Here is a 24,673-nt window from a genome sequence, read left to right on the forward strand (position 1 = left end):
GATCAGGCCTGCGCCTCGCCGACATCCGGGCCGCGCGCGGCTTCAAGCCGTCCCTCCAGCAGGGCCGCGAACCGGGTCCGCGCCTCGGGCTCGTCCAGCGGTTCAGGGGTGTGCACGATGCGCGCCATGGCGGCGGCGGCGCGTTTCGCGGCCTGCCCCTTCAGCTTGCCGGCCCCCTCGGCGACCAGACGCATCTCGTCCAGATCGCCGTTGCAGTGCAGGACCACGTCGCAGCCGGCCTTCAGCGAGGCCTCGGCCCGTTCGCGCAAACTTCCGGACAGGGCCTTCATCGACAGGTCGTCGGTCATGATCAGACCGCCGAAGCCCAGCTGATCCCGCATCAGGCCCACAGCCTTCCTCGAGGTCGTCGCCGGCCGTTTCGGATCGATGGCGTCGAACACCACATGGGCGGTCATGGCCAGCGGCATGTCCGACAGGGCCTTGAACGGCGCGAAGTCCCAGCCATCCAGCGTGTCCAGATCGGCGTGGACTACCGGCAGGTCGTGGTGGCTGTCGGCGAAGGCGCGGCCGTGGCCCGGCATGTGTTTGATCACCGGCAGCACCCCGCCCGCCAGGAGGCCCTCCGCCGCCGCCCGGCCCATCCGCGCCACCGTGGCCGGGTCATGGGCGTAGGCGCGGTCGCCGATGATGTCGTGGGCGCCCGGCACCGGCACGTCCAGCACCGGAGCGCAGTCGACATTGACCCCGACCGCCCGCAGATCATGCGCCATCAGGCGCGCGCCCAGCCGGGCCAGCTCGCGCGCGGTGTGCGGATCATTGGTCGCCTTCAGATAGGCTTCGCCCGGTGGATATTTTCGCCAGTGCGGCGGACCCATGCGCTGAACCCGCCCGCCCTCCTGATCGATCAGGACCGGACAGGCGGAGTCGCCGATACAGTCCCTCAACTCGTCGGTCAGGGCCCGCATCTGCTCGGGGCTGTCGACATTGCGCCGGAACAGGATGAAGCCCCACGGCCGGACGTCGGCGAAGAAGGCCTTCTCCGACTCGGTCAGCCGGTGGCCGCTGCAGCCGTAGATCGCGGCGGAGGTCACGCTGGCGTCAACGTACGAAGCAGTCGCCGCCGCCGGCCTTGATCGCATTGCAGAGACCGGTCGCCTGTTCGCGGCTGAGGCCCGTGACGGTGGTGCGGTAGACGGTCGAACCATTGGACGCCGTCACCTCCTGCACCCGTTTGTCGGCGCCGCGGGTGAACTGCGGATAGCGGGCGACGATGGCGGCGAACTCACGGTCGGCCAGGCCGGGGGTCGAGAAGGCTCCGATCTGGACGCCCGAGGTTCCGCCCGCGGCGGGCGCGGGCGCCGGATCAGCTTTCGGCGCGGGCACGACGGCCGGACCGCCCACGGCCGGCGGGATCCGTACGGGCCTTGGCAGGGGTTCGCCCTGCACCGGCGCGGGCGCCGGCGTCGTCGGACGCGGCTGCACAGCCTCGGGCGGCGGGGTGAAGATCGGGGCTGTCGTCGGAGCCTCGGCGTTGGAGTAGACGTCGATGCCGGCCTCCGGATCGATCGGCTGGGCCTCCAGCGGGGCCTCGGCTTTCATTTCACCGACGGGCGTGCCCACGGCGGGCGGGGCGTCGTTCGAGGAGCGCGGACCGGCGCGGTAATAGACCACCACCGCAATGATCAGCAGGACCAGCACCACGGCGGAAATGATCAGCGTCATCGGCGGCGCCTTGGCCCCGCCCCCTCCGCCGCCGCCCCGGCGAGGATCATAGCCGCCGCGGTTGAACGGCAGGTCGTCGTCGGTCGGCGGCGTATAGGCGCCGCGGTCGTGGCCGGGATCGCGACCCGGGTTCGGACGATAGGGATCTTCGTGGGACATGACCGCGCCTTCCAGCCGGGCCGCGCGAATCGGCGCGGCCGAAAAACACTCTATCCCGGTCCGAGTCCTTTTTCAGGCCGCCTGCACCATCCCTCCACCGTCATCCTCGGGCTTGACCCGAGGATCAGACCATCTGGTGCGGGGTCGTGGAGATTTCGGCCAGGTTTCAGGGCCGCCTCGAAGCATAGTCCGCGGCCGCCTCTGGTCCTCGGGTCAAGCCCGAGGATGACGGCCGAGGATGGCTAGAGGTCCAGGGCGAGGTCGAGGCTGAACAGCTTCCTGTGTTCCTCGATGGCGTAGCGGTCGGTCATGCCGGCGATGTAGTCGCACACCGCCCGCGCCCGCCTGGCTTGATCCGTGGTCGCCGCCTTGCCCGACCATTCCGGCGGCAGGGTCGCGGGCTCGGCCATGAACAGCTGGAACATCTCGGCCAGGATGCGCCGGGCCTGGCTGCGGGTCCGATTGACGCGGTAGTGGCGGTACATCCGCTCGAACAGGAACTGCCGCAGCACGCCCAGGTCGGCCAGCATGGCGGGCGAGAAGGCCACAAGCATCCTGTCGGCCATGCGGACGTCCTCGGACGAACGGATGTCCGCCGCCTCGAGACGGCGCTCGGTCTCGGCCAGCACGTCCTCGACCATGACCCCGATCATGCGCCGCACGGCCTCGATGCGGATCATCCGCTCGTCGATATCCGGCCAGTCCTTGCGCACCCCGTGCAGCACCGGCCCGATCAGCGGCACCTGCGACAGGTCGTCGAGGGTGAACAGGCCCGCCTGCACCCCGTCGTCCACGTCGTGATTGTTATAGGCGATGTCGTCGGCGATGGCGGCGGCCTGCGCCTCCAGCGAGGCGAAGGTGCCCAGCCGCAGGTCCCAGTCCGGCGCATAGTCGGCGATGGCCTTCCACGCCGGCTCGTCCAGCCGGTGCGACACCGGGCCGTTGTGCTTGACCACCCCCTCGACGGTTTCCCAGCTGAGGTTCAGCCCTTCGAACTGGGGATAGCGGTGCTCCAGCCGGGTCACGACGCGGAAGGTCTGGACATTGTGGTCGAACCCGCCCCACGGCTCCATCTGAGCCTGCAGCTCGTCCTCGCCGGCGTGGCCGAACGGCGGATGGCCGAGGTCGTGGGCCAGGGCCACCGTCTCGGCCAGGTCGGTGTCCAGCCGCAGGGCGTGGGCCAGGGACCGCGCGATCTGGGCGACCTCGAGGCTGTGCGTCAGGCGGGTGCGGTAGTGGTCGCCCTCGTGCGCCACGAAGACCTGGGTCTTCTCCTTCAGACGGCGGAAGGCGGTGGCGTGGATGATCCGGTCGCGGTCGCGGGCGTAGGCGTTGCGCGTCCGGCTGAGCGGTTCGGGCGTCAGCCGGCCGCGGCTGTGCTCGGGGTATTCGGCGTAGGCGGCGCGCTCGGGGATCAACGTCGGCTGCTCATTCGGCTGCGGGCCTTTGCGAACGGCCACCCGCGCCTCATATAGGCCCCTGTGAGCACCGTCCAATCCGCCCCCGCGTTCCAGATATCGCCGTCCGCCGGCGGTCACGGCCTGACCCTGTCCGAAACCGCCGCCCGGCGGCTCGAGAAACTCGGCCGGGACGAGGGCCGTCCGGTCATGCTGCGCGTCTCCGTGGACGGCGGCGGCTGCTCGGGTTTCCAGTACCGGTTCGAGCTGGTGGAGGCCGGAGAGGCCGACGACATCCGCATCGAGGCTGACGGTCAGGCGGCGCTGGTGGACCCGGTCTCCCTGCCCTTCCTCAAGGGGTCCGAGATCGCCTTCGTCGACGATCTGGCGGGGGCGCAGTTCGTGGTCCGCAACCCGAACGCGGCCTCCAGCTGCGGCTGCGGCGTCAGCTTCTCGATCTAGCCCAGGGTTTCCTGGAAACGCACCGGCCGCCCGTGGGCCGCGCCGATCAACTCTCCGTCCTTCATCACCACACGGCCGCGCACGATGGTGGCCTTGGCCTGACCGGTCGCCTCGAAGCCGTCGAAGGGGGTCCAGCCGCAGCGGCTGGCCATGTCCTCGTGACGGATGACGTGTTTCGCCTTCAGGTCGACGATGGTCAGGTCGGCGTCATAGCCCTCGGCCATCCGGCCCTTGCCGGCGATGCCGAACACCCGGTTGGCCCCGTGGGAGGTCAGGTCGATGAAGCGGTCCAGCGACAACCGCCCGTTGGCCACATGGGTCAGCATCACCGGCACCAGGGTCTGCACCCCCGGCATGCCCGAGGGCGAGGCCGGATAGGGCCGGGCCTTCTCCTCGATCGTGTGCGGGGCATGGTCCGAGCCCAGGACGTCGAACACACCCTGCTCGATGCCGGTCCACAGGCCCGCGATATGCGGCGCGTTGCGGATGGGCGGGTTCATCTGGGCGTAGCCTTTCAGCCGCGCATAGGCCTCGTCGCCGTCCAGGGTCAGGTGCTGGGGCGTGACCTCGGCGGTGGCGACGTCCTTGTGGTCGGCCAGGAAGCGGACTTCCTCGGCGGTCGAGACGTGCAGAACATGGATGCGCGCGCCCACCTCGCGCGCCAGCCGGACCAGACGGCGGGTCGACATGATGGCGCTTTCGGCGTCGCGCACCTCGGGGTGGCTGGTCCAGTCGCCGGTGCGGGCCAGCGGGCGGCGCTCGACCAGCCGGTATTCGTCCTCGGAATGGAAGGTGGCGCGGCGCTTCACATTCTGCAGCACCTTGCGCACGCCCTCGTCGTCGGCGACCAGCAGCGTTCCCGTCGAGGCTCCCATGAACACCTTGACCCCGCAGCAGCCGGGCAGCCGCTCCAGCTCGGCCAGGTATCCGGCGTTCTCATGGGTGCCGCCGATGTAGAAGGCGTGGTCGGTCCACATCCGGTCACGGGCGCGGGCCAGCTTGTCGGCCAGGGTATCCGGATCGGTGGTGTTGGGCTCGGTGTTCGGCATTTCGAACACGGCGGTGACGCCGCCGAGAGCCGCGGCGCGGCTGCCGGTCTCCAGATCCTCCTTCCACTCCAGCCCGGGCTCGCGGAAATGGACCTGGGTGTCGATGACGCCCGGCAGGACGGTCAGGCCGGTCGCGTCGACGACTTCGCCCGCCGAGGCCTGCGACAGATCGCCGACGAAGACGATCCGGCCGCCGGTCACGCCGACGTCGGCCATGCCGCGCCCGGCGTGGTTGGCCACTTCGCCGCCGCGAACGATCAGGTCATATGTCTGGGTCATGGGCGTCCCTTAAACCCGCGCGGCGCGCCTATCCAGACGTGGCGCGCTCGGCCAGCAGCTTCGTCGCCGCCTTCAGCACCCTGTCGGCCGGGAGGTCGTTCATGTGCAGGATGGCCTGGTTCAGATTGGGGTCGATCTTGCGGTACTCCTCGACGGAGCGCGGACCCCGTACCGCGATGCCGCCCCATGGACCGTGCTCGATCTCGTCCGAGGGCCCGAACGCGGCGACCACGGGCGCGCCGCTGGCCACGGCCAGATCCGTCCAGATGGTGTCAGCCCCGACATAGAGGGCCGCCCGGGACAGGGCTGCGACGGTCTCCAGCCGGCTCAACCGGCCCTGGAGCTCGGTGACCCGGTTGCGCGGCAGCGACAGCCGCACGACGTGAGCGGCTTCGCGGGCGTTGTCGTCCCCGACGACGATGACCCGCCCGCCCTCCAGCGGGCCGCCGTCGCCCACCAGGGCGACCGCGACCTTGGCGTAGCGTTCCGACGGCCAGACCTTGCCCATCCAGTCCGCGCCGGGACCGATGGCGAGGATGGGAACCCCTTCCCCAGGAATGAGGGCGTCGGCCTTCGCCTGCGTCGCCTCCGACACGAACAGCTTCGGAGCCGGAACTTCCTCGAGCTGCAGCACCCTTGCGGCCTGCTCCACTGCGTGGACCCCCGCCTCCCACGCCCCGCGCACAGCCCGTTTCTGCCGCTTCAGCTTGGCTGACAGGGTGGTGCCGCGCATGTCGACCACCAGCCCCCAGCGCGTTTCCCGCACCTTGTTCCATAGCCCCAGCCAGTCCAGCCGGCTGTCGCGCTCCAGCACGATCAGGCGATCAAGCCGCGGCGTATCGGCGAACAGGGGCGCGCTTTTCGGCGAGCCGACCACTGTAAAGGTCGCCTGCGGCATGGCTTCGACCAGATACGCAAGCACCCCGGATGACAGGATCGCGTCGCTCGCGTCGGCCTCGGCGATGTACAGAATGGGAAACCGGCTCGCCATGGATCGACCGTATACGGATTCTCTCGCCGTATCAGGCGTGTCACAGCTGTGGTCCACAGACGCGGGGGCCCCTATCTAGACGTCATGGCCCCTCGCATCGCCCGACTCGACAGCCGCGCCCTGATCCGCGTCACCGGCCCCGACGCCCGGCCCTTCCTGCACAATCTGCTGACCCAGGACGTCGAGACCCTGGCGCCGGGACAACTTCGCTTCGGCGCCCTGCTGTCGCCCCCGGGACGGCTGCTGTTCGACCTCTTCCTGCTGGGCCTTCCGGACGGCGTCCTGCTGGATGTCGCCGCCGACCGCCGCGACGCCCTGCTGCAACGGCTGGCCATGTACCGGCTGCGGGCGCAGGTGACGGTCGAGGCCGACGACACCCCGGTCTTCGCGCTCTGGGACGGCGAGGCCGAGGGCTTCGCGCCCGACCCGCGCACCCCCGCGCTCGGCGGCCGGCGCTATGGCGGAGCCGTCGAGACCAGCGCGACCGAGGACGACTGGCAGGCCCACCGCCTCGCCGTGGGCGTCCCCGATCCGTCAGCCGACGCCCCGGCGGACAAGACCTACCCGATCGAGGCCGATTTCGACCTGCTGAACGGCATCGACTTCCAGAAGGGCTGTTTCGTCGGCCAGGAGACCACCTCGCGCATGAAGCGACGGGGCGCGATCAGGAACCGGATGCTGCCGATCGCCTTCGACGGCCCGCCGCCGCCCTTCGGCGCCGAGGTGCTGAACGGCGACCTGCGGGCGGGCGAGGTGCTGAGCGGGCGCGACGGCGCGGCCATGGCCCTGGTGCGGCTGGATCGGATCGACGGCGATCTGACGGTCGACGGACGCCCGGTCCGGATACGCCGTCCGGACTGGCTGCCGATCTAGCGCGAGAACGGCGCCGGACGCTCTGGGTTCGCCGCCCGCCGCAGCGCCTGGGGCGGCAGGCCGAAGGCGCGCAGGAACGCCCGGCGCATGGTTCCCGGATCGCCGAACCCGACCGTCTCTGCGATCCGATCCAGCGACGCCCGGCTGGTCTCGACCTGGGTGCGGGCCAGCTCCAGCCGCAGACGTTCCACCGCCTTGGCCGGGGTGACGCCGGTCTCGGCGGTGAAGGCGCGGGCGAAATTGCGCGGGCTCATGGCCGCCTGGTCGGCCAGACGCTCGACCGTCAGCGGTTCGGCGAGGCGCCCGCGCATCCAGTCGGTCAGGGCCGCGAACCGCCCCGTCTTTCCGCCCAGATCGACCAGGGCCGAGAACTGGGACTGGCCGCCGGGCCGCCGCTGGTGGACGACCAGTTGCTGGGCCGTCCGGCGCGCGACCGCCGGGCCCAGATCGTCCTCGATCAGGTCCAGGGCCATGTCGATGCCCGCGGAAATTCCCGCCGAGGTCCAGACGTCGCCGTCGCGGATGAAGATCCGCTCCGCGTCCATCGTCACCTTCGGATAGCGCCGGGCGAACCGGTCCGTGCTGTCCCAGTGGGTCGTGGCCCGGCGTCCGTCCAGCAGGCCGGCCTCGGCCAGCAGAAAGGCGCCCGAACAGACGCTGGCGACGCGCCGCGCTCGCGTCCGCCGCAGCCAGGCGACGATCTCGTGCGCCGCCGGCATGGCGCGATCGATGTCCCCGCCCGAAACCACGATGGTATCGAACGGCCCCTCACACAGTGGTTCGGCCGAGAGGCTCAGTCCGGACGAACTCCTGACCTCCCCGCCGCCCGGCGCAAGCAGGGTCAGGTGGTAGCTGCCCGGCCGGAACCGCTCGGCCACCTCGAACGCCGCCGAGGGTCCCGCCGCATCCAGCAGCTGGAACCCCGGAAAGATCACGATGGCGACGGCGCGAGCCATGGCAGGATTTGCTCGATTTATGTCATTTCGGACAGAATGAGACGGCGTAAAATCCGCGTCAAGAGATCAGATCAGGAGGCTCCCATGATCATCCGTCTTGTCGCCGGCCTCGCTGTGGCGCTGTTTCTGACCACCAGCGCCGCCGCCAAACCCCTCGTTGTCATCCTCGCCGACGCCCGGGGAACCGTGGCCACCGACCTGATGGCCCCCTATGCGATCCTTGCCGAGAGCGGCGCGGTCGAGGTCAAGGTCGTGTCGGCCACGGACCGGCCGGTCCGCCTGACCCCCGGCATGGCGTGGGTCAGACCGCAGATGACCCTGGCCCGACTGGCGCGGGAGCATCCGCAAGGCCCGGACGTGGTGATCATTCCGGCCTTCAGCCACGACGACGATCCGGCCCGCGCCGCCTGGTTGCGCGGGCAGCTGCGCAGCGGCGCCCGGATCATGTCGATCTGCAACGGCGCAAAGGCGCTGGCGTCGACCGGACTGCTCGACGGCCGTCAGGCCACCGTTCACTGGTACAGCAAGGGCGAGGTTGCGAAGACATATCCGGACGTGAACTGGCGCTATGACCGGCGCTGGGTCGTCGATGGTCCAATCACCACCACCGCCGGGATCAGCGCCTCGGAGCCCGCCACGCTCGATCTGCTGCGCCAGCTGGCCGGCGAGACCGTCATGCGCGACACGGCCCGGCGCCTGCGCCTGCCGTTGCCGGATCCGCACCACGACGGAGGCGACTATCGCCTGACCCTGCGCGGCATGGGCGTCGTCGTCGGCAATAAACTGGCCTTCTGGAACCGCGAGACCGTGGCCTTGCCGCTGACCCCAGGCTTCGACGAGCTGGCCTTCGGCACGGCCCTGGACGCCTGGTCCCGCACCTACCGTTCGACGGCCTGGGCCACGGGCGCGCCCGCCACGACCTCGCGCCACGGACTGGTGGTCTATCGGGCCCATGCCGTGCCGAAGCGGTTCGATCGCACGGCCTCCCTGCCGGCGCCCGACGTGATGGACTCGACCTTCGCCGGGCTCCGCAGCGCCTATGGCGAGCGTACGGCGCGGTTCGTGGCCCTGCAGTTCGAACACCCGTGGGGCGCCGTCACAGCATGGTGAGGCTTTGACCCCGACCCGCGGACCGATCACCATCGCGGCCTTTCCAGCCGGAGCCGCCCATGCCGCTGATCGATCTCAGCCACACCATCGAAGACGGCATGGTCACTTACAAGGGCCTGCCCGCGCCGCTGATCTGCGACCATCTGAGCCGCGAGGCGTCGCGCGCCAACTATGACGCCGGGACCGAATTCCAGATCGGCCGCATCGAGATGGTCGGCAACACCGGCACCTATCTGGACACGCCTTTCCACCGCTACGCCGACGGCGAGGACCTGAGCGACGTCGGCCTCGACCGCGTCGCCGCCCTCCCCGGCCTCGTCGTCCGCGTCCCCGACATTCGGGCGGTCGACGCCGACCGGTTCGCTGGGCTCGACGTGCGCGGCAAGGCTGTGCTGGTCCACACCGGCTGGGCCCGCCACTGGCGCACGGACGCCTATTTCGAGGACCATCCCTTCCTGACCGAAGCCGCCGCCGCCCTGCTGGTTCAGGCGGGCGCAGCGCTTGTCGGCATCGATTCCCACAACATCGACGACACCCGCACCCGCGCCCGCCCGGCCCATACCCTGCTGCTGGGAGCCGGCATTCCGATCTGCGAGCACATGCGCGGGCTGGAGCTGCTGCCGGATGGCGGCTTCCGGTTCACCGCCGCCCCGCCGAAGGTGAAGGCGTTCGGAACGTTTCCGGTGCGGGCGTTCGCCGAGGTGGGGTGAAGAAGCCTGATCCGCTACCCTCTCCCCATGTCCGACTCACTCCACCGCTGCGCATGGTGCGGGACCGATCCGCTGTACGTCGCCTATCACGACGAGGAGTGGGGCGTGCCCGAATACGACCCCCGCGCCTTGTGGGAGAAGCTGATGCTGGACGGCTTCCAGGCCGGGCTGGCGTGGATCACCATTCTGAGGAAGCGCGAGGGGATGCGCGACGCCTTCGACGGCTTCGATCCCGAGAAGATCGCCGCCTACGGCGAAGCCGACATCGAACGGCTGCTGGGCGACGCCCGCATCATCCGCTCGCGGGCCAAGATCAACAGCGCCATCAAGGGCGCGCGGATCTGGCTGGAAATGCAGGAGAACGGCGAGGACTTCAGCGAGTGGCTGTGGTCGTTCGTCGACGGCGCGCCGATCCAGAACCACTGGCCCGACAGCGGCGCCCGGCCGGTCGCCACGCCGGAATCCGAGGCCATGGCCAAGGCGCTGAAGAAGGGCGGCTTCACCTTCTGCGGGCCCGTGATTGTGTACGCCTTCATGCAGGCTGTGGGCATGGTCAACGATCACGGCGTCGAATGCTTCCGTCACAGCCAGGTTCGTGCGATGGCGGAGACGTGAAGACGCCGTCGAAAACCCCTGCAAAGGCAAGGCCCAAGACCGAGCCCAGGGTCGCGCGCGTGTTCCCGACGCTGGGTCTGGAACTGCTGCTGATCCAGTCCAGCGGCGGGCCGGTCTGCGGCGTCGACGAGGCCGGACGCGGACCGTGGGCCGGGCCGGTGTCGGCGGGCGCGGTGATCCTGAACCCCGAAGACCTGCCCGAGGGCATCGACGACTCCAAGGCTCTGACCCACGTCCGGCGCGAGGCGCTGGAGATCGAGATCAAGGCCCGCGCCGTCGCCTGGGGCGTCGGCTTCGCCTCGGTCGAGGAGATCGCCGAACTGAACATCCTGCACGCCACCGGCCTGGCCATGTGCCGGGCGATCGAGGCGCTGGCGATCGAACCGGTCGCGGCGCTGGTGGACGGCAACTACCGGTTCAAACTGCCCTGCGACGTCCAGACGGTGGTCGGCGGCGACGGTCTTTCGCTGTCGATCGCCGCGGCCTCGATCCTCGCCAAGACGGCGCGGGACCGGCTGATGATCGAACTGGATGCGGAATACCCGGGCTACGGCTTCGCCGGCCACAAGGGCTACAATGCGCCGGTGCATCAGGAGGCCCTGAAGACGCTGGGGCCCTGCCCGGCTCACAGGCGCGGCTGGGCCCCGATCCGGGCGCTGCTGGAAACCTAGACCTGAAGCGCGCCGCCCAGCAGGGCGCCCAGCAAGGCCGCGATCATGCCGCCGCCCACGATATGAAGCCAGGCCGGAAGGCCGGCGAACTCTTCCCTCAGGGTCGGCTGGACCGGAGTCGGGCGGCAGCCGTCATTGGCCGGGCGCGGATCGAACCGCTGCGCCACGGGTGGACGCCAGGCCACGGTCTCGAAGGCGTCGGCGGATCGGCCATAGGCGTGGTGCGCATACTGACGGCGGGCGGGGGTCATCGACAGCTGTTCCATGCCGCCCTAACGGATCAGGAGTCCCTGATGTTCCGTACGCTCCCGTTCAGGCCGCGTCGGCCAGACTGACCGGCCGTTCGCTGACCACGAACAGATATTCGACGTTTCTCAGCCTCCCGACCGCCCCGACCTTCTCGCCCTTGGGATTGTGGATGCCGATCCGGGCCCCGACGTAACGCGGGCGGGCGATCTCGATCACCTGCACCTCGCCCCGGCCGGACAGCATGCCGACCAGTTGGTCCCGATCCAGGTAGCCCTCGTCGTTGAAGGAAACGATCAGGTTCGGCGCCTTCAGTCCCTCGATCACCGCCTGCAGCGCGGGCGCGATGCCGGGCTTGCTGTTGAAGGCGCTCTTGCGGGTGCGGACGTCGATCCGCTTGTTGGCGATCCCGTAGGTCTCGGGCCGGTCCCACAGGATCAGACTCTCCCAGCAGTGGTAGTTCCCGAGATAGGAATGCTGGTTGTAGGGCGGGTCCAGATAGACGAGGTCCGCCTCGATCTCGGGGGCCAGTTCGACCGCGTCCCGCCGGGTCGCCTTGCACGGTCCGCCCGCCACGCCGGGCAGGATGTCGGGCATCCGCAGCTCCAGCGGCTTCAGCGCCCGCGCCGCCCACGACTTCATATACGCCATCTGCAGGCCGGCCGTGGAATCCACCCGGTCTGCGGCCTCCATCAGGCTGACCAGGGCGATGGCCTCCAGCTCGGGCTCCAGCGCCATGGCCGCGATCCGCTCGCGCATGGCGTCGATGACCGCGCCGTTCTGCGGCGTGAAGAAGCGGGCGTCCTCGCAGAAGGCCTTGGTGAACCAGCCCGCCTCGGGGGTTACGGTCCTCAGCTCGGCCAGCACCGCCTCGGCCCTTTCCAGCCAGCGCTCCCGATCCGCCTGCACATAGGCCGTGGCGAGGGTGTGGGCGTAGGCGTTGTGGTCGTTCGACCAGACCTGAAACCCCTCGCGCTTCAGGGCGTGGCCGACCCGGGCGCTGCCGGAAAACAGGTCGCACACCGTCCCCCCGTCGGGCAGGCCGGCGCGGACCGCGGTCGCGATCTGCGTGAGCAACGCCCGTTTGGAGCCGATGTATTTGATCATGCCGACCCTGAGGGATCAGGCGCGCGACTTGCCGCCCTTGGCCGGAGCATGGGCCAGTCGCAGAAGATTCGCAGCCCCCGGCGCGCCGAACGGCGTTCCGGCCAGGATCAGGATGCGCTGGCCCGGCTGGGCCAGTTCATACTCGACAGCGCTGTTCACGGCGTCCTCGGTCACATCCTCCAGCGAGGCCGGCTCCTTGCCCAGCCGCGTCTCCAGCCCCCAGACCAGGGCCAGACGCCGGGCCGTGTCGGGATTGGGCGTCAGGGCCAGCACGGGCTGCAGCGGCCGCTCGCGCGCCATCCGGCGCGCCGTCCCGCCCAAGGTGGTGAAAACCACGATACAGGCCGTCGACTGCGCCTCGGCCGCCTTGCGCGCCGCGGCCACCAGGGCGTCGGCGTCGATGTCGTCCATGCCGGCGTGTTCGGCGTCCATCAGGCTGGGCCACATCGGATCGCGCTCGACCCGTTCGATGATCCGGCTCATCACCCCGACCGATTCCAGCGGATAGTCGCCCGAGGCCGTTTCGGCCGACAGCATCAGGGCGTCGGCCCCCTCATAGGCGGCGTTGGCCACGTCCGAGGCCTCGGCCCGGGTCGGGGCCGGCGACGAGGTCATCGACTCCAGCATCTGGGTCGCCACGATCACCGGCACGCCGCGCTGGCGGGCGGCCCGGATGATCTGCTTCTGGGCGACCGGCACTTCTTCCGGCTCCAGCTCGACGCCCAGATCGCCGCGGGCGACCATCACGCCGTCGCAGTAGTCGAGGATGCTCTCCAGCTGGCTTAGCGCCTGCGGCTTCTCGATCTTGGCCAGGCAGGCGGCGCGTCCCTTCACCAGCTGCTTCAGCTCGGCCATGTCCTCGGCCTTCTGGACGAAGCTCAGCGCCACCCAGTCGACGCCGATGCGCAGGGCGAAGGCCAGATCCTCACGGTCCTTGGGCGTCAGGGCCGAGACCGGCACCACCGCCTCGGGCACGGCCACGCCCTTGCGGTCGGACAGTTTGGAGCCGCTCTCGACCGTCACATCGGCCCATTCGTCGGTGCGTTCGCCGACCCGCAGCCGCACCCGGCCGTCGTCGAGCAGCAGCAGCATGCCGGTGCGCAGGGCCTTGAAGATTTCCGGATGCGGCATCTGCACCCGCGTCGCGTCGCCGGGCGTCGCATCCAGGTCGAAGCGCATCCTGTGGCCCGGCTTGACGTCGATCTCGACGTCCTTGAACCGGCCCAGCCGCAGCTTGGGCCCCTGCAGGTCGGCCAGCACGCCCAGCGGCCGCTTCAGCGCCAGTTCCGCCCCCCGCACGGCCTTCAACGCCGCCGCGTGATCCTCGTGCGAGCCGTGGCTGAAGTTCAGACGGAAGACATCCACCCCGGCCTGGGCCAGGGCCTTGACCATGCCGGGCGCCCGGCTGGCGGGTCCCAGGGTCGCGACGATGCGGGCGCGCCGGGCTCTTTTCATCGAATATCCATAGGGCCTGAGGGGCGATTCGTCCTTGTGCCCATGAAAGCGCGCCGGGTTAAGGGCCGATCCTTGCGAGAAACACGAAGTTATGGCGGGCGGTCGCGCTCAGCCCCGTTTCGCGCTACCTCGGGGCAGCAACGGAGCGGACCATGGCGGGCCTGAAGGACAAGCGCGGCTTCATCGACAAGGACCGGCTGGACCTGTCCGAGCGTCAGGCCGTCGAACACTGGATGAAGCGCTGGGGCGTGACCCGCGAACAGCTGACCGCCGCCCACCGCAAGGCCGGCCGCAACGTCAGGGACATCGCCGCCGAACTGGGCAAGAAGCGGTAGGGCCTCAGCCGTCCAGCATGACCGCGAACCCGCCGAAGATCATGCGCTTACCGTCGAAGGGCACATCGGTCATGTTCGACATGCGCTCGTCTTCCATCATCTTCTTCTGTCCGGCGTCCCGGGTCGCCTTGTCGGGCCATTCGATCCACGAGAAGACCACGACCTCGTCGCCGGTCGCCTTCACCGCGCCCTTGAAGTCCGTGACCTTGCCGTCCGGAACATCGTCGCCCCAGCATTCGACCACGCGGGTCGCGCCATACTCCTTGAACAGGGCAAGGGTCTTCTCGGCCATCGCCTTGTAGGCGGCCTTCTTCCCGGCGGGGACCGGGACGACGTATCCATCGATGTAGCTCATGACGGGTCTCCTCTGTCGGGAGACAGAACGCCCCGATGTCCCCTGGGTGTCAAACGGCTCAGCCGGTCAGGCCGTGGTGCGAGCGGCGGGGGTCGAACCCGCATGACCGAAGTCGAGGGATTTTAAGTCCCTTGCGTCTACCAGTTTCGCCACGCTCGCGGGCTGCGGCGTGATCTAGCAGCGCCCGGCGGCTTCGGCCATGCGGCCGGATCAGTAGCCGACGGTGGCCGAGGTGGTCATCAGGGCGCCGAGGCCGACCACCCACAGGATGCAGATCATCAGGCCAATGCCCGAGGTCACCAGGCCGCCGATCGTCATGTTCCGGCCCGTCGGTTTGCCGAGCGCGACCAGGCCGAGAACCAGGCCGACGGGGGCCAGGATCCACGAGATCAGGCCGATGACCGGGATCAGCCCGAACACGATCGACAGTATGCCCAACACCAGCGAGGCGACGCCCAGCCCGTTGCCCTGCGGCTGCAGCGGATACTGCCCGCCCTGATAGTTGTCGCTCATGGTTCCCCCATCGGTTCCAGCCGGATTCGACCTAACGTCGCATGCGGCCCGCGACGGTCAAGCCGGAAACCGTCAGTGGGCGGCGGCGGCCGGCCGCATCGCCCGGAAGTCGACGTCAGAATCCGCGATCAGCCACACCAGCGCGGCCCAGGCGGCGACGTTCTGGCTCATCTGCTTCGGATCGATCTTGTCGAGGGTGTCGTCGGCGGTGTGGTGCAGGTCGAAATAGCGGGTTCCGTCCTGGTTCAGGCCGAACACCGGCACGCCCGCCCCGGCCAGAGGACCGATGTCGGCCCCCCCATGCAACTCGGGCTGCGGCGACGGCAGGACGCCGATCGGATACAGGACCTGCGCCGCGGCCCGGGCGAAGTCGGAATTCTGCGCGCCGGGCGGGAGGCCAAGGGCGTAGACCCGGTCGGCGCCGAAGTCGCTCTCGCCGGCGATAATGTGTTTCTCGACCGCCGCGCCGATGCCGCGCAGATAGGCGCCGCCGCCGTTGCCGGTGTCGGTCGGCTGGGCCACTTCCTCCGAGCCGTACAGGACCACGCGGACCGTCCGCGCGGGCCGGCGTCCGCTCTCCGCGATAGCCTTGGCCGCCGCCAGGGTGATGGCTCCGCCGGCGCCGTCATCGATGGCGCCCGTGCCCAGGTCCCAGCTGTCCATGTGCGAACCCAGTACGATGACCTCGTCCGGACGCGAACGCCCGGGAATGTCGCCGATGACGTTCTGGGACACCGTTTCATAGGTATGGGCCGTCGAGGACAGGCGCAGACGCACCGTCTGGCCCATGGCGATCAGGCGCGACACCTGGCTGGCGTCCGGGGCGCTGAGCGCGAAGCCCGGCAGGGGCGCCCGGCCCTCGACGTAACGGGTCGTGCCCGTGTGCGGCATCCGGTGTTCGTCCGAACCCACCGACCGCATGATGAAGGCGACCGCGCCCTTGGCGGCGGCGGCGGCCGGTCCGGCGCCGCGGATGCGCGTCAGGGGGCCGTAGCCCGCGCCGTCCTGCATCCGCACCATCTGGCCGGCGTCGACATAGGCGATCTTGCCCGCCAGCGACCCGGCCGGGGCGGCGTTCAGCGCCTCGAGGCTGTCGAAACGCACGACCTCGGCCTCGATCACGCCGTTGGTGCCGGGCGAATGGCCAAGAGCGGCGACGACCAGGTTCTGCGGGTGGTCGCCGACGATCGAGGCGCTCTCCTCGCCGCGCTCCCAGCCAACCAGCGGGAACTGCTCGATGCGCACGTTCTGGAAGCCCTGCGCCCGCATGTAGTCGGCGGCCCAGGCGGCGGCGTCCTGCTCGGCCTTCGATCCGGCCGGACGTGCGCCGAAGCGCGTCGTCAGCTGGGTCACATAGTCGAGCGCGATGTTCTGGTTGATCGCCGCATCGCGGATCGCGGCCGCCCGCTGGATGGTGGCGGCGTCCTGCGCGAAGGCGGGCGCGGCGAGGTTGAGCGCGAGGGCGCTGGCGGCGAGGAGGCGGACGGACAGACGCATGACGGCTCCGGGACTCAGACGGGGAGCCGGAACCTGGACCGTGCGAAGGGAACGGACAAGATGGACTGTCCGGAGTTTTCACGCTGCTGCCATAAGGCGGAGCCGGAACCGGCAACACCATTGCAACAAGGGCGCAAGAAGCCGCTACTCGCCCTTGATGTACGGCTCGACCGGACCCTGCAGCTTGACGGTCAGAGCCTTGCCGCGGCGATCGACGCGGTTGCCGACGGCCAGACGGACCCATCCTTCCGAGACGCAGTATTCCTCGACATTGGTCTTGTCCTCGCCCTTGAAGCGGACGCCGATCCCCTTCTGCAGCAGTTCGCCGTCGTGAAAGGGGCTGTCGGGATCGACGGACAGGCGGTCGGGAAGGGCGGCGTCGGTCATGGGGATCGCTCGAAAGGCGCAACAGTGGCGACGGCCTTTAGCCGACGGCGCGGGCGCTGTCCAAGTCCCCTTGACCTGACGCCGCGTCAACCGCCTAGGTTCGTTGCGAATAACTACGGACCAAGAATGAGCGACCTCGTCATCCGCGATTTCATCGCCCCCGCCGCCGACGGCTATCCCCTGTCGATGCGTCTGGTCTCCGCGCCGGAGCCCAGGGTCGCCGTCATGGTCAGTTCGGGCACGGGCTTTCCCAAGGGCTTCTACGACCGGTTCGCGCGCCATCTGGCCGCCCGGGGCGCGGCGGTCCTGACCTATGACTTCCGCGGCATAGCGGGCTCGCGGCCCGACGATCTGGCCGCCATGGACATGGACTATCCGGACTGGGGCCGTCTCGACATGCCCGCCGCCCTGGAGGCGCTGGCGGACGCCGCGCCCGGCCTGCCCATCGTCCATGTGGGCCACAGCGTCGGCGGGCATTTTCTCGGCTTCATGCCCAATCAGCACCGTATCGCCCGGCACGCCTTCGTCTCGGTCGGCAGCGGCTTCTGGGGCAGCCATCACCGGTCGTACAACCCGCTGGAGCTGACCTTCTGGCTGCTCTACGGCCCGTGGAGCCTGATGCGCCATGGATATATCAAGGGCGGCGGCCTGTGGGCCGGAACGGATCTGCCGCGCGGCGTCTACACGACCTGGCGGCGCTGGTGCCTGAAGGCGCCGTATTTCCGCGACGAGTTGAAGGATCGGCTGCAACCGCACCATTTCGAGGCCGTGACCGCCCCGCTCCGCTCATGGATCTTCACCGACGACCCGATCGCGACCCCGGTCACCTCCCCCGCCCTTCTGGCCGTCTATCCGAATGCGCCGAAGGAGGTCGTCGTCCGCCGGCCGGCCGACTACGGCGCCCGGCGCATCGGCCATGAGGGCGCGTTCCGGAAGGGGATGGAGATTCTGTGGGACGAGATGTTCGACTGGCTGGTTGAACCCGACGCCGCACGCCCTAGTTAGACGGCGTCGCCGCCCGCTTCCGGGCCTGGAGCCCCCCATGACCGACCAGCCCGTGATCACCGTCGACGGCCACGCCATTCCTCTGCTCGGCTTCGGCACCTGGAACCTGACGCCAGAGGACGCCCGGCGCATGGTCGCCGAGGCCCTGCGCATCGGCTATCGCCACATCGACACGGCCTGGATCTATCACAATGAGGCGGCGGTCGGAGACGGCATCCGCGACGCCATCGAGGCCGGACATGTCGCCCGCGAGGACATCTGGCTGACCACCAAGATCTGGGTCGCCCACTTCGAACACGACGCCCTGCTGAAACAGGCGGGGGAATCCGCCGCCAGCCTGGGCTTCACTCCCGACCTGCTGCTGCTGCACTGGCCGAAGAACGAGCCCGCCTTCGCCGAAACCCTGGGCGCTCTGAACGAGGCGAAGGCGCAGGGTCTGACCCGGACCATCGGCCTGTCCAACTTCCCCTCGGGCGAGTTCCGCGAGGCCCAGACGCTGTCGAAGGCGAAACTCGTCACCAACCAGGTCGAATACCACCCCTACCTCAAGCTCTCGAAGCTCAAGGCGGCGGCGAAGGAGCTCGGCTCCTCGATCACCGCCTGGTCGCCTCTGGCGCAGGGCCAGATCGCCGATGACGCCACCCTCGTCGAGATCGGCAAGGCCCACGGCAAGTCGCCTGGTCAGGTCACGCTGCGCTGGCTGATCCAGCAGAACGTCATCGCCATCCCGCGGACCGCCCGCGAGAGCCGCGCCGCGGAAAACTTCGACATCTTCGACTTCCAGCTCTCGTCCGAAGAGATGGACCGCATATACGCCCTGGCCCGGCCCGACGGCCGTCTGGGCGACTGGATTGATCCCCGGTTCAAATGGGATGAAGAATGGGCCTGAAGCGCCGCGCGTAGTCGGCGCGCAAGGGAGCGAACGGATGGGCTCGGTGCTGGGTTTTCCCGGCGTCGATCCGCTCGACGCAGCGGTCGGCGCGAGGCTGAAGCGGTGGCGCGAGATGCGCGGTATGGCCATCGAGGACGTGGCCGCCGCCCTGCAGATGTCGGCTGAACAGGCCCGCCGCGCCGAGGCTGGCCGCGCCCATCTGAACACCGCCCAGATCGGCGCCGCCACCAGCGCCCTGCACCTGCCGCTATGGGCGCTGGTGTCGGATACCCGGGCCTACTGAAAGGCCGCACCGCGTGACGGGTGACAGGACGGCCGTGTCCGCCTAATCCATGACGCTCTCACGGAGCGTCCCCCTTGGCCTACAAATCCCTGCGCGACTTCATGGCCATGCTTGAGGCCGAGGGCGAACTGGTCCGCGTCTCCGAGCCGGTCTCCACCCATCTGGAGATGACCGAGATCCAGACCCGGCTGCTGCGCAACGGCGGGCCGGCGGTCCTGTTTGAAAAGCCCGTCATGCCCGACGGTTCGATCAGCCCCATCCCCTGCCTCGCCAATCTGTTCGGCACGGTGAAGCGCGTGGCCATGGGCGTGACCATGGAGAAGAAGACCCGCACCACCGCCGCCGAGCTGCGCGAGGTCGGCGAACTGCTGGCCTTCCTGCGCAACCCGACGCCGCCGCGCGGCCTCGGCGACGCCATGGAGATGTTGCCGTTGGCGCAGACGGTCATGTCGATGCGGCCGAAGATCGTGAAGTCGGCCCCGGTCCAGCAGGTCGTGCTCAAGGGTGAACAGATCGACCTGACCTCGCTTCCCGTCCAGGGCTGCTGGCCCGGCGAGCCCGCCCCCCTGATCACCTGGGGCCTCGTCGTCACCAAGGGGCCCTCGGAGGAGCGCGAGGACGATTTCAACCTCGGCATCTACCGCATGCAGGTGCTGGGCAAGGACAGGGCCATCATGCGCTGGCTGGCCCACCGCGGCGGGGCCCAGCACTATGCGCGGCACAGGAAGGCCGGGAAGAAGGGGCCCCTGCCCTGCGCCGTCGTTCTGGGCGCTGATCCGGGCACGATCCTGGCGGCGGTGACGCCGGTGCCCGACACCCTGTCGGAGTACCAGTTCGCCGGCCTGCTGCGCGGCCAGAAGGCCGAGCTGGTCCCGTGCAAGACCATACCGCTGATGGTCCCCGCCCACGCCGAGATCGTGCTGGAAGGCCACGTCCTGTTCGACGAGCACGCCCCCGAGGGCCCTTATGGCGACCACACCGGGTATTACAATTCGGTCGAGACCTTCCCCGTTTTCCAGATCAGCGCCGTCACCATGCGCCGCGACCCCGTCTATCTGACCACCTTCACCGGCCGCCCGCCGGACGAGCCCTCGGTGCTGGGCGAGGCGCTGAACGAGGTCTTCATCCCCTTGCTGCGCCAGCAGTTCCCCGAGATCACCGACTTCTGGCTGCCGCCTGAGGGCTGTTCCTACCGCATCGCCGTTGTGTCGATGAAGAAGGCCTACCCCGGCCACGCCAAGCGCGTGATGCTGGGCGTCTGGAGCTATCTGCGCCAGTTCATGTACACCAAGTGGGTCATCGTCGTGGACGACGACATCGACGCCCGCGACTGGAAACAGGTCATGTGGGCCATCTCGACCAAGATGGACCCAGCGCGCGACATCACCCTGATCGAGAACACCCCGATCGACTACCTCGACTTCGCCAGCCCCGAGAGCGGCCTGGGCTCCAAGATCGGCCTCGACGCCACCGACAAATGGCCGCCCGAGACGAAGCGGGAGTGGGGTCAGGAGATCCGCATGGACGACGCCGTCGTCTCGCGCGTGTCGGAACTCTGGGGCAGGCTGGGCCTGCCGGGTGACGCTACGCCGATCTGGAAGTGATGCGCCAAAGCGACGATGGCCGCCGCCGCGTTGGATTGTGTCCAAAAAGCGCTAGGCAGATGACGAAGCTGTAATCTAACGTCACGGTTCGGCTTTATCTCCCATGGAACCGTCCCGATGAAATCCGCTATCGTGCTTGCCGCCGCCATTGTCATGGCCATGCCCGTCGTCTCGGTCCCCAGCGTCGCCGACGCCCAGGTGCTCATCGGCCGCGGCCGCTCAGCGCCCGCCCGTCGCGCCCGCCCGGCTCCGCCGCGCCTGACCGAGGCCGAAGAGAACCAGTTGTGGGACGCCCAGAGCGAGGTCGACACCATCGACGGACAGATCGCCGACGTCCGGGCCGCCGGCGAAACCCAGGGCAGCCTGACCCCCGAGCAGCAGGCGTATCTGGACGCACAGGCTGCGCGCCGCGCCGAGCTTGAAGCCGTCATCACCAGACTCGAGGCCAAGAAGAACCGCTGATCGCGGCGCTCAGTCCCGATAGAGCGCCGCCAGACGCAGGGCGGCGTCTCGCATCCGCGCCCGCAAGGCCGCGGGAGCCAGCACCTCCGCCTCGGCGCCCAGCCGCTGGAAATCCATGGCCGCGTGCGCGACCGATTCGATCGGCACGGTGACCTCGGCCACGCCGTCTCCGGCCGTCGCATCGGCCTGAGCGGCGATCCGCGCCTGTTCCACGCCCAGCCGCGCCAGCCGCCGACGGCCTTCCCGCGACAGCCGCAGGGTCGCCGCACCGGTGAAGATTTCCGCTTCGAACCGGCGCGAGGTCTCCGCCCACCAGCCGGCCAGATCGAAGCCGGCCGGCCGCTCGAACATCGCCTCGCCCACGGTCAGGTCGAGGATGTTGGAGACGCGATAGGTCCGCGGCTCCCGCTGTTTTCCTTCCACCGGACGGGCGGCCAGATACCAGAGTCCGGCCTTGAGGATCAGGCCCAGCGGCTCCAGCTCGCGCGCCACCTCGCCCTTCCAGCTCTCATAGCGCACGGCGATGCGCCGGCAGGTCCAGACCGCCTGGGCGATGGCGGGCAGGCGCGCGGCCTCGTCGGCGCTCTGGTACCACCCGACCGGATCGAGATGGAACCGGCCCGCCAGCCGCTCGGCCGCCGCCTGCCGCTCGGGCGGCAGGGCTGCCAGCAGCTTCAGCTGCATGGTCGTGACGGCCCCGGAAAACCCCATCTGCGCCGCCGGCCCCGACAGGCCGCCCAGGAACAGCGTCTCGGCCTCGGCGTCGGTCAGGCCCGTCAACCGGGTGCGATATCCGTCCATCAGCTGGAAGCCGCCGGCCCGGCCGCGGTCGGCATAGACCGGCGCGCCCGCGGCGCTGAGCTGGTCGATGTCGCGGTAGATGGTGCGCACCGACACCTCGAGCTCGGCCGCCAGGGCGTCGGCCGTCATCCGCCCCCGGGTCTGGAGCAGCAGAAGAATGGACAGAAGTCGGCTGGCGCGCATTTTTTCGACTCTAGCCCCTAAATCCTGACAACAGATGTCAGATTATGGGGCCTATGCCTCTCGCTTCAACAGAGGAGAGGAAGCCATGTCCGCCCAACCCGTCGACGCCCTGCCTGAAATCCACGACTTCGACTTCATCCACGGCCGCTGGACGGTCGCCCATCGCCGCCTGAAACAGCGGGGCGTCGGCTCGGACGACTGGGACGAATTCCGCGCGACCGCCAACTGCGAGCCGCGCCTCGGCGGCATGGCCAATGTGGAGGAGATGGATTGCCCCGAACGCGGCTGGATGGGCATGGCGGTGCGCAGCTTCGATCTGACCGCCCGCGAATGGTCCATCTGGTGGATCAGCGACCGGGACGGCCGCCTCGGCGCGCCGGTAAGGGGCCGCTTTAACGCCGACGGCTGCGTGCTGGAGGGACCGGACGCCGACGACGGCCGCCCGGTCATCGCCCGCTACATCTGGTCCGACATCCGGACCGACAGCGCCCGCTGGAGCCAGCAGTTCTCATACGACGACGGGGCGACCTGGGAGACCAACTGGGTCATGGACTTCACCCGGGCGGCGGCATGAGCCCCGCCGTCATCGAATTGCGCCAGTACGCCCTCCGTCCGGGCCGCCGCGATGAGCTGATCGCCCTGTTCGAGCGCGAGTTTGTGGAGAGTCAGGAAGCCGTGGGCATGGCCCTCATCGGCCAGTTCCGCGATCTGGATGATCCCGACCGCTTCGTCTGGTTGCGCGGTTTCGCCGACATGGAGATGCGCAGGGCGGCGCTGGAAAGCTTCTATTCCGGCCCGGTCTGGCGCGCCCACCGCGAGGCCGCCAATGCGACCATGATCGATTCAGACGACGTGCTGCTGCTGCGTCCGCTCGACGGCGCGCCTGCGTTCCCCTCGGGAGAACGCGGGCCGGTCGGCGCTTCAGGTCCGGGACCGGGCGCGGTCGTCATCGGCGTCCACCGCATCGACGGCCCTGACGCCAGCCCCGACCCCGGCCTGCCCGGCCGGTTCATGACGGACCTGGCGCCGCGCCTGACCGCCGCCGGCCTGGCTCCCGCCGCCGTCCTTGTCACCGAGCCCGCCGCCAACACCTTCCCCGGCCTCCCCGTGAGGGAGGGGGAGAGGGTGCTGGTCTGGGTCTCCGTCCAGCCCGACCAGACAGCGGCCGACGCCGCCCTGTCGTCGGGCCGGTCCGATCCCGCGCTGGCCGCCCTGTTCGCCGCCCCGCTCCAGTTGATGCGCCTGCAGCCGACGGTCCGGTCGCGATTGCACGGCTGACGCGACGATTGCAGGTGACGCGCGCCCCTTTCGGTCCCTAGTGTTCCTGCGGAATCGGTGGGGGCCGCATGAGCGCGTTCGAATTCTTCTTCAGCTTCTACGGCCTGCTGCTCGGTCTGTCGGTCGCCGTGATCGCCACGGGGCTGGCGACCGCCATCCAGCACCGCAAGAAGATCCGCATTGGCTGGCTGACCCCGCTGCTGGCCCTGTTCGTCGGCCTCGACATCGCGAGTTTCTGGGACTCAGCCTGGGTCAATTTCCGCCATCTGCCGTTCAGCTACGGCATGCTGATCGCCGGCCTGGCGATCGCCCTGGTCTATTTCATCGCCGCCTCGCTGGTCTTCCCGCATGACCTCGACGACGGCCAGTCGCTGGACGACCATTTCTGGGCCAACAAGAAGGTGGTCCTGCTGCTGACGATCGCGGCCAATGTGATCGGCGTCGCCGTGATGGCGATCGCCAATATCGGACGCGACGGGGGGGTGACGATCATCAACGGCTACCTGATGAACCTGGCGTTCTACGTCCTCCTCGTCGCGCCGGCCGCCTTCGCCCGCCGAAGCCGCCTGTTCGCGATTCTGATCGGGTTCCACATCGCCGTCTATCTGGTCATTGCCGGACTTTCCGCCGTCGCGCCGAACAATATGTTCGCCAACGCCTATGGGGAACCCGCCGCGGAAGCGCCCCGATGAGCGCGTTCGAGTTCTTCTTCAGCTTCTACGGACTGCTGCTCGGCCTGTCGGTGGCGGAGCTGGTCGGCGGTTTCGCGCGGGTTCTGCACGAGCGCCACCGGATCCGGTTCGGCTGGCTGACGCCGCTGCTGGCCGTCTTCGTGGCCATGGATGTCGCGACCTTCTGGTCCCAGGCCTGGATCATCTTCCGCGGCGCGCCCTTCAACCTGTCGCTTCTGTTCCTCGGACTGGTGGTCGCGGCCACCTTCTATGTCGCCGCCAGCGTCACCTTCCCGCGCGTGACGGCGGAAGGCGTCAGCGACCGGATCGATCTCGACGAGCATTTCTGGGCTCACCGGCGACTGGTCTTCACCTGTGTGATGGCCGCCAACGCCATCGTCGCCCTCGTGTTCACGGGTCTTGTCGCGGTGAACACCGGCTTCGCCGAATTGGCGACGCCTCGCCTCTGGATTGGCATGGCCATCTTCGTCGTGGGCACGGCCACCGCCGCCTTCGCGCCTTGGCGCCGGGTCGCTGTGACCGCCCTGCTGGTGGTTCTGTTCTACAGCGCCTGGAACGTGGCGAGATCGGCGGCCAGCCTTTTCGCGGCGGGCGGCTGGCCCCCGCCCGGCTGACGCCGTCCC

The 24,673-nt window shown here is 69.2% G+C and carries 30 protein-coding genes and 1 tRNA gene; 16 read left to right on the plus strand and 15 right to left on the minus strand.

Annotation, left to right across the window (positions count from 1 at the left end; genetic code table 11):
* Window positions 1–2 precede the first annotated feature (2 nt).
* The 3 genes from nagZ to BrevBR_RS03225 all read right to left on the minus strand — a co-directional run bounded on the left by nagZ (window position 3) and on the right by BrevBR_RS03225 (window position 3,302).
* Window positions 3–1,052, minus strand: a complete 1,050-nt coding sequence (gene nagZ, locus BrevBR_RS03215; RefSeq protein ID WP_332638534.1) for a beta-N-acetylhexosaminidase — start codon at window positions 1,050–1,052, stop codon at window positions 3–5.
* Between the two features lie 7 nt (window positions 1,053–1,059).
* Entirely contained in the window at window positions 1,060–1,842 is a 783-nt protein-coding gene (locus BrevBR_RS03220) for an SPOR domain-containing protein (RefSeq protein WP_339999909.1), read from the minus strand.
* A 242-nt stretch (window positions 1,843–2,084) separates the two neighbouring features.
* On the minus strand, window positions 2,085–3,302 hold the full coding sequence (locus BrevBR_RS03225; RefSeq protein WP_339999910.1) for a deoxyguanosinetriphosphate triphosphohydrolase: 1,218 nt from the start codon (window positions 3,300–3,302) through the stop codon (window positions 2,085–2,087).
* A 21-nt stretch (window positions 3,303–3,323) separates the two neighbouring features.
* Here BrevBR_RS03225 and erpA point away from each other — a divergent pair, with 21 nt between their 5' ends.
* Entirely contained in the window at window positions 3,324–3,701 is a 378-nt protein-coding gene (erpA, locus tag BrevBR_RS03230) for an iron-sulfur cluster insertion protein ErpA (RefSeq protein WP_339999911.1), read from the plus strand.
* Here erpA and BrevBR_RS03235 read toward each other — a convergent pair.
* Together BrevBR_RS03235 and BrevBR_RS03240 are read right to left on the minus strand one after the other, a co-directional pair.
* Complete coding sequence (locus BrevBR_RS03235; RefSeq protein ID WP_332638530.1) at window positions 3,698–5,029, minus strand: dihydroorotase; 1,332 nt, start codon at window positions 5,027–5,029, stop codon at window positions 3,698–3,700. The genes erpA and BrevBR_RS03235 overlap by 4 nt on opposite strands.
* A 28-nt stretch (window positions 5,030–5,057) precedes the next feature.
* Window positions 5,058–6,020: a glycosyltransferase family 9 protein gene (locus tag BrevBR_RS03240; RefSeq protein ID WP_339999912.1), complete on the minus strand. Its 963-nt coding sequence runs from the start codon at window positions 6,018–6,020 to the stop codon at window positions 5,058–5,060.
* 84 nt (window positions 6,021–6,104) lie between these two features.
* Between BrevBR_RS03240 and ygfZ the strand changes: the two genes are divergently transcribed.
* Window positions 6,105–6,893 carry a CAF17-like 4Fe-4S cluster assembly/insertion protein YgfZ gene (gene ygfZ, locus BrevBR_RS03245; protein WP_339999913.1) on the plus strand — a complete coding sequence of 263 codons (789 nt, stop codon included), beginning with the start codon at window positions 6,105–6,107 and terminating at the stop codon, window positions 6,891–6,893.
* Here the strand turns inward: ygfZ and BrevBR_RS03250 are convergent.
* Complete coding sequence (locus BrevBR_RS03250; protein WP_339999914.1) at window positions 6,890–7,849, minus strand: GlxA family transcriptional regulator; 960 nt, start codon at window positions 7,847–7,849, stop codon at window positions 6,890–6,892. The genes ygfZ and BrevBR_RS03250 overlap by 4 nt on opposite strands.
* A gap of 84 nt (window positions 7,850–7,933) precedes the next feature.
* On the opposite strand from BrevBR_RS03250, the gene BrevBR_RS03255 reads away from it, so the two are divergent.
* Genes BrevBR_RS03255 through BrevBR_RS03270 form a run of 4 tightly spaced genes read left to right on the plus strand, consistent with a single transcriptional unit; the run spans window position 7,934 to window position 10,955 of the window.
* Entirely contained in the window at window positions 7,934–8,959 is a 1,026-nt protein-coding gene (locus BrevBR_RS03255) for a DJ-1/PfpI family protein (protein ID WP_339999915.1), read from the plus strand.
* Window positions 8,960–9,018: 59 nt separating this feature from the next.
* On the plus strand, window positions 9,019–9,669 hold the full coding sequence (locus tag BrevBR_RS03260) for a cyclase family protein (protein WP_332638525.1): 651 nt from the start codon (window positions 9,019–9,021) through the stop codon (window positions 9,667–9,669).
* A 27-nt stretch (window positions 9,670–9,696) separates the two neighbouring features.
* Window positions 9,697–10,284, plus strand: coding sequence for a DNA-3-methyladenine glycosylase I (locus tag BrevBR_RS03265; RefSeq protein WP_339999916.1), 588 nt, complete (start codon window positions 9,697–9,699; stop codon window positions 10,282–10,284).
* A gap of 59 nt (window positions 10,285–10,343) precedes the next feature.
* A complete protein-coding gene (locus tag BrevBR_RS03270; RefSeq protein ID WP_339999917.1) occupies window positions 10,344–10,955 on the plus strand; it encodes a ribonuclease HII in 612 nt (203 codons plus the stop codon).
* Here BrevBR_RS03270 and BrevBR_RS03275 read toward each other — a convergent pair.
* Genes BrevBR_RS03275 through pyk form a run of 3 tightly spaced genes read right to left on the minus strand, consistent with a single transcriptional unit; the run spans window position 10,952 to window position 13,763 of the window.
* On the minus strand, window positions 10,952–11,221 hold the full coding sequence (locus BrevBR_RS03275; RefSeq protein ID WP_332638521.1) for a hypothetical protein: 270 nt from the start codon (window positions 11,219–11,221) through the stop codon (window positions 10,952–10,954). The genes BrevBR_RS03270 and BrevBR_RS03275 overlap by 4 nt on opposite strands.
* 46 nt (window positions 11,222–11,267) lie before the next feature.
* Window positions 11,268–12,308 (minus strand): DNA adenine methylase, encoded by a 1,041-nt coding sequence (locus BrevBR_RS03280; protein ID WP_339999918.1) that lies wholly within the window; start codon window positions 12,306–12,308, stop codon window positions 11,268–11,270.
* A 15-nt stretch (window positions 12,309–12,323) separates the two neighbouring features.
* A complete protein-coding gene (gene pyk / locus BrevBR_RS03285; RefSeq protein ID WP_339999919.1) occupies window positions 12,324–13,763 on the minus strand; it encodes a pyruvate kinase in 1,440 nt (479 codons plus the stop codon).
* 152 nt (window positions 13,764–13,915) lie between these two features.
* On the opposite strand from pyk, the gene BrevBR_RS03290 reads away from it, so the two are divergent.
* Window positions 13,916–14,098, plus strand: coding sequence for a DUF3606 domain-containing protein (locus tag BrevBR_RS03290; protein WP_332638517.1), 183 nt, complete (start codon window positions 13,916–13,918; stop codon window positions 14,096–14,098).
* Between the two features lie 4 nt (window positions 14,099–14,102).
* Here the strand turns inward: BrevBR_RS03290 and BrevBR_RS03295 are convergent, their stop codons facing one another.
* From BrevBR_RS03295 to BrevBR_RS03315, 5 genes are all read right to left on the minus strand, one after another.
* Window positions 14,103–14,453, minus strand: coding sequence for a DUF1428 domain-containing protein (locus BrevBR_RS03295; RefSeq protein ID WP_332638516.1), 351 nt, complete (start codon window positions 14,451–14,453; stop codon window positions 14,103–14,105).
* 74 nt (window positions 14,454–14,527) lie between these two features.
* A tRNA-Leu gene (locus BrevBR_RS03300) sits at window positions 14,528–14,612 on the minus strand.
* Window positions 14,613–14,663: 51 nt separating this feature from the next.
* Window positions 14,664–14,966, minus strand: coding sequence for a hypothetical protein (locus BrevBR_RS03305; protein ID WP_332638515.1), 303 nt, complete (start codon window positions 14,964–14,966; stop codon window positions 14,664–14,666).
* Window positions 14,967–15,038: 72 nt separating this feature from the next.
* A complete protein-coding gene (locus BrevBR_RS03310; protein WP_339999920.1) occupies window positions 15,039–16,463 on the minus strand; it encodes a M20/M25/M40 family metallo-hydrolase in 1,425 nt (474 codons plus the stop codon).
* Between the two features lie 144 nt (window positions 16,464–16,607).
* Window positions 16,608–16,850: a DUF3297 family protein gene (locus BrevBR_RS03315; protein WP_055828666.1), complete on the minus strand. Its 243-nt coding sequence runs from the start codon at window positions 16,848–16,850 to the stop codon at window positions 16,608–16,610.
* A 126-nt stretch (window positions 16,851–16,976) separates the two neighbouring features.
* On the opposite strand from BrevBR_RS03315, the gene BrevBR_RS03320 reads away from it, so the two are divergent.
* The 5 genes from BrevBR_RS03320 (at window position 16,977) to BrevBR_RS03340 (ending at window position 21,096) form a co-directional block, all read left to right on the plus strand.
* On the plus strand, window positions 16,977–17,855 hold the full coding sequence (locus tag BrevBR_RS03320; protein WP_339999921.1) for an alpha/beta hydrolase family protein: 879 nt from the start codon (window positions 16,977–16,979) through the stop codon (window positions 17,853–17,855).
* A gap of 37 nt (window positions 17,856–17,892) precedes the next feature.
* Window positions 17,893–18,744 carry an aldo/keto reductase gene (locus BrevBR_RS03325; protein ID WP_339999922.1) on the plus strand — a complete coding sequence of 284 codons (852 nt, stop codon included), beginning with the start codon at window positions 17,893–17,895 and terminating at the stop codon, window positions 18,742–18,744.
* A 37-nt stretch (window positions 18,745–18,781) separates the two neighbouring features.
* Entirely contained in the window at window positions 18,782–19,030 is a 249-nt protein-coding gene (locus BrevBR_RS03330) for a helix-turn-helix domain-containing protein (protein ID WP_332638511.1), read from the plus strand.
* Between the two features lie 74 nt (window positions 19,031–19,104).
* On the plus strand, window positions 19,105–20,634 hold the full coding sequence (locus BrevBR_RS03335) for a UbiD family decarboxylase (RefSeq protein ID WP_339999923.1): 1,530 nt from the start codon (window positions 19,105–19,107) through the stop codon (window positions 20,632–20,634).
* 117 nt (window positions 20,635–20,751) lie between these two features.
* Entirely contained in the window at window positions 20,752–21,096 is a 345-nt protein-coding gene (locus tag BrevBR_RS03340) for a hypothetical protein (protein ID WP_339999924.1), read from the plus strand.
* A gap of 9 nt (window positions 21,097–21,105) precedes the next feature.
* On the opposite strand, the gene BrevBR_RS03345 is transcribed toward BrevBR_RS03340, so the two are convergent.
* A complete protein-coding gene (locus BrevBR_RS03345) occupies window positions 21,106–22,080 on the minus strand; it encodes a helix-turn-helix transcriptional regulator (RefSeq protein WP_339999925.1) in 975 nt (324 codons plus the stop codon).
* An 85-nt stretch (window positions 22,081–22,165) separates the two neighbouring features.
* On the opposite strand from BrevBR_RS03345, the gene BrevBR_RS03350 reads away from it, so the two are divergent.
* From BrevBR_RS03350 to BrevBR_RS03365, 4 genes are all read left to right on the plus strand, one after another.
* The gene (locus BrevBR_RS03350) at window positions 22,166–22,654 is read left to right on the plus strand and encodes a DUF1579 domain-containing protein (protein WP_339999926.1); all 489 of its coding nucleotides are present in this window, start codon (window positions 22,166–22,168) and stop codon (window positions 22,652–22,654) included.
* On the plus strand, window positions 22,651–23,358 hold the full coding sequence (locus BrevBR_RS03355) for an NIPSNAP family protein (protein ID WP_339999927.1): 708 nt from the start codon (window positions 22,651–22,653) through the stop codon (window positions 23,356–23,358). The genes BrevBR_RS03350 and BrevBR_RS03355 overlap by 4 nt, the downstream gene beginning before the upstream one ends.
* 68 nt (window positions 23,359–23,426) lie before the next feature.
* Complete coding sequence (locus BrevBR_RS03360) at window positions 23,427–24,050, plus strand: hypothetical protein (RefSeq protein ID WP_339999928.1); 624 nt, start codon at window positions 23,427–23,429, stop codon at window positions 24,048–24,050.
* Window positions 24,047–24,664: a hypothetical protein gene (locus BrevBR_RS03365; RefSeq protein WP_339999929.1), complete on the plus strand. Its 618-nt coding sequence runs from the start codon at window positions 24,047–24,049 to the stop codon at window positions 24,662–24,664. Before BrevBR_RS03360 ends, BrevBR_RS03365 begins: the two co-directional genes overlap by 4 nt.
* Window positions 24,665–24,673: the final 9 nt, after the last annotated feature.

Origin of the sequence: Brevundimonas sp. BR2-1 (assembly GCF_037626195.1) — a bacterium.
In the GTDB taxonomy this organism is placed as follows: Bacteria; Pseudomonadota; Alphaproteobacteria; order Caulobacterales; family Caulobacteraceae; genus Brevundimonas.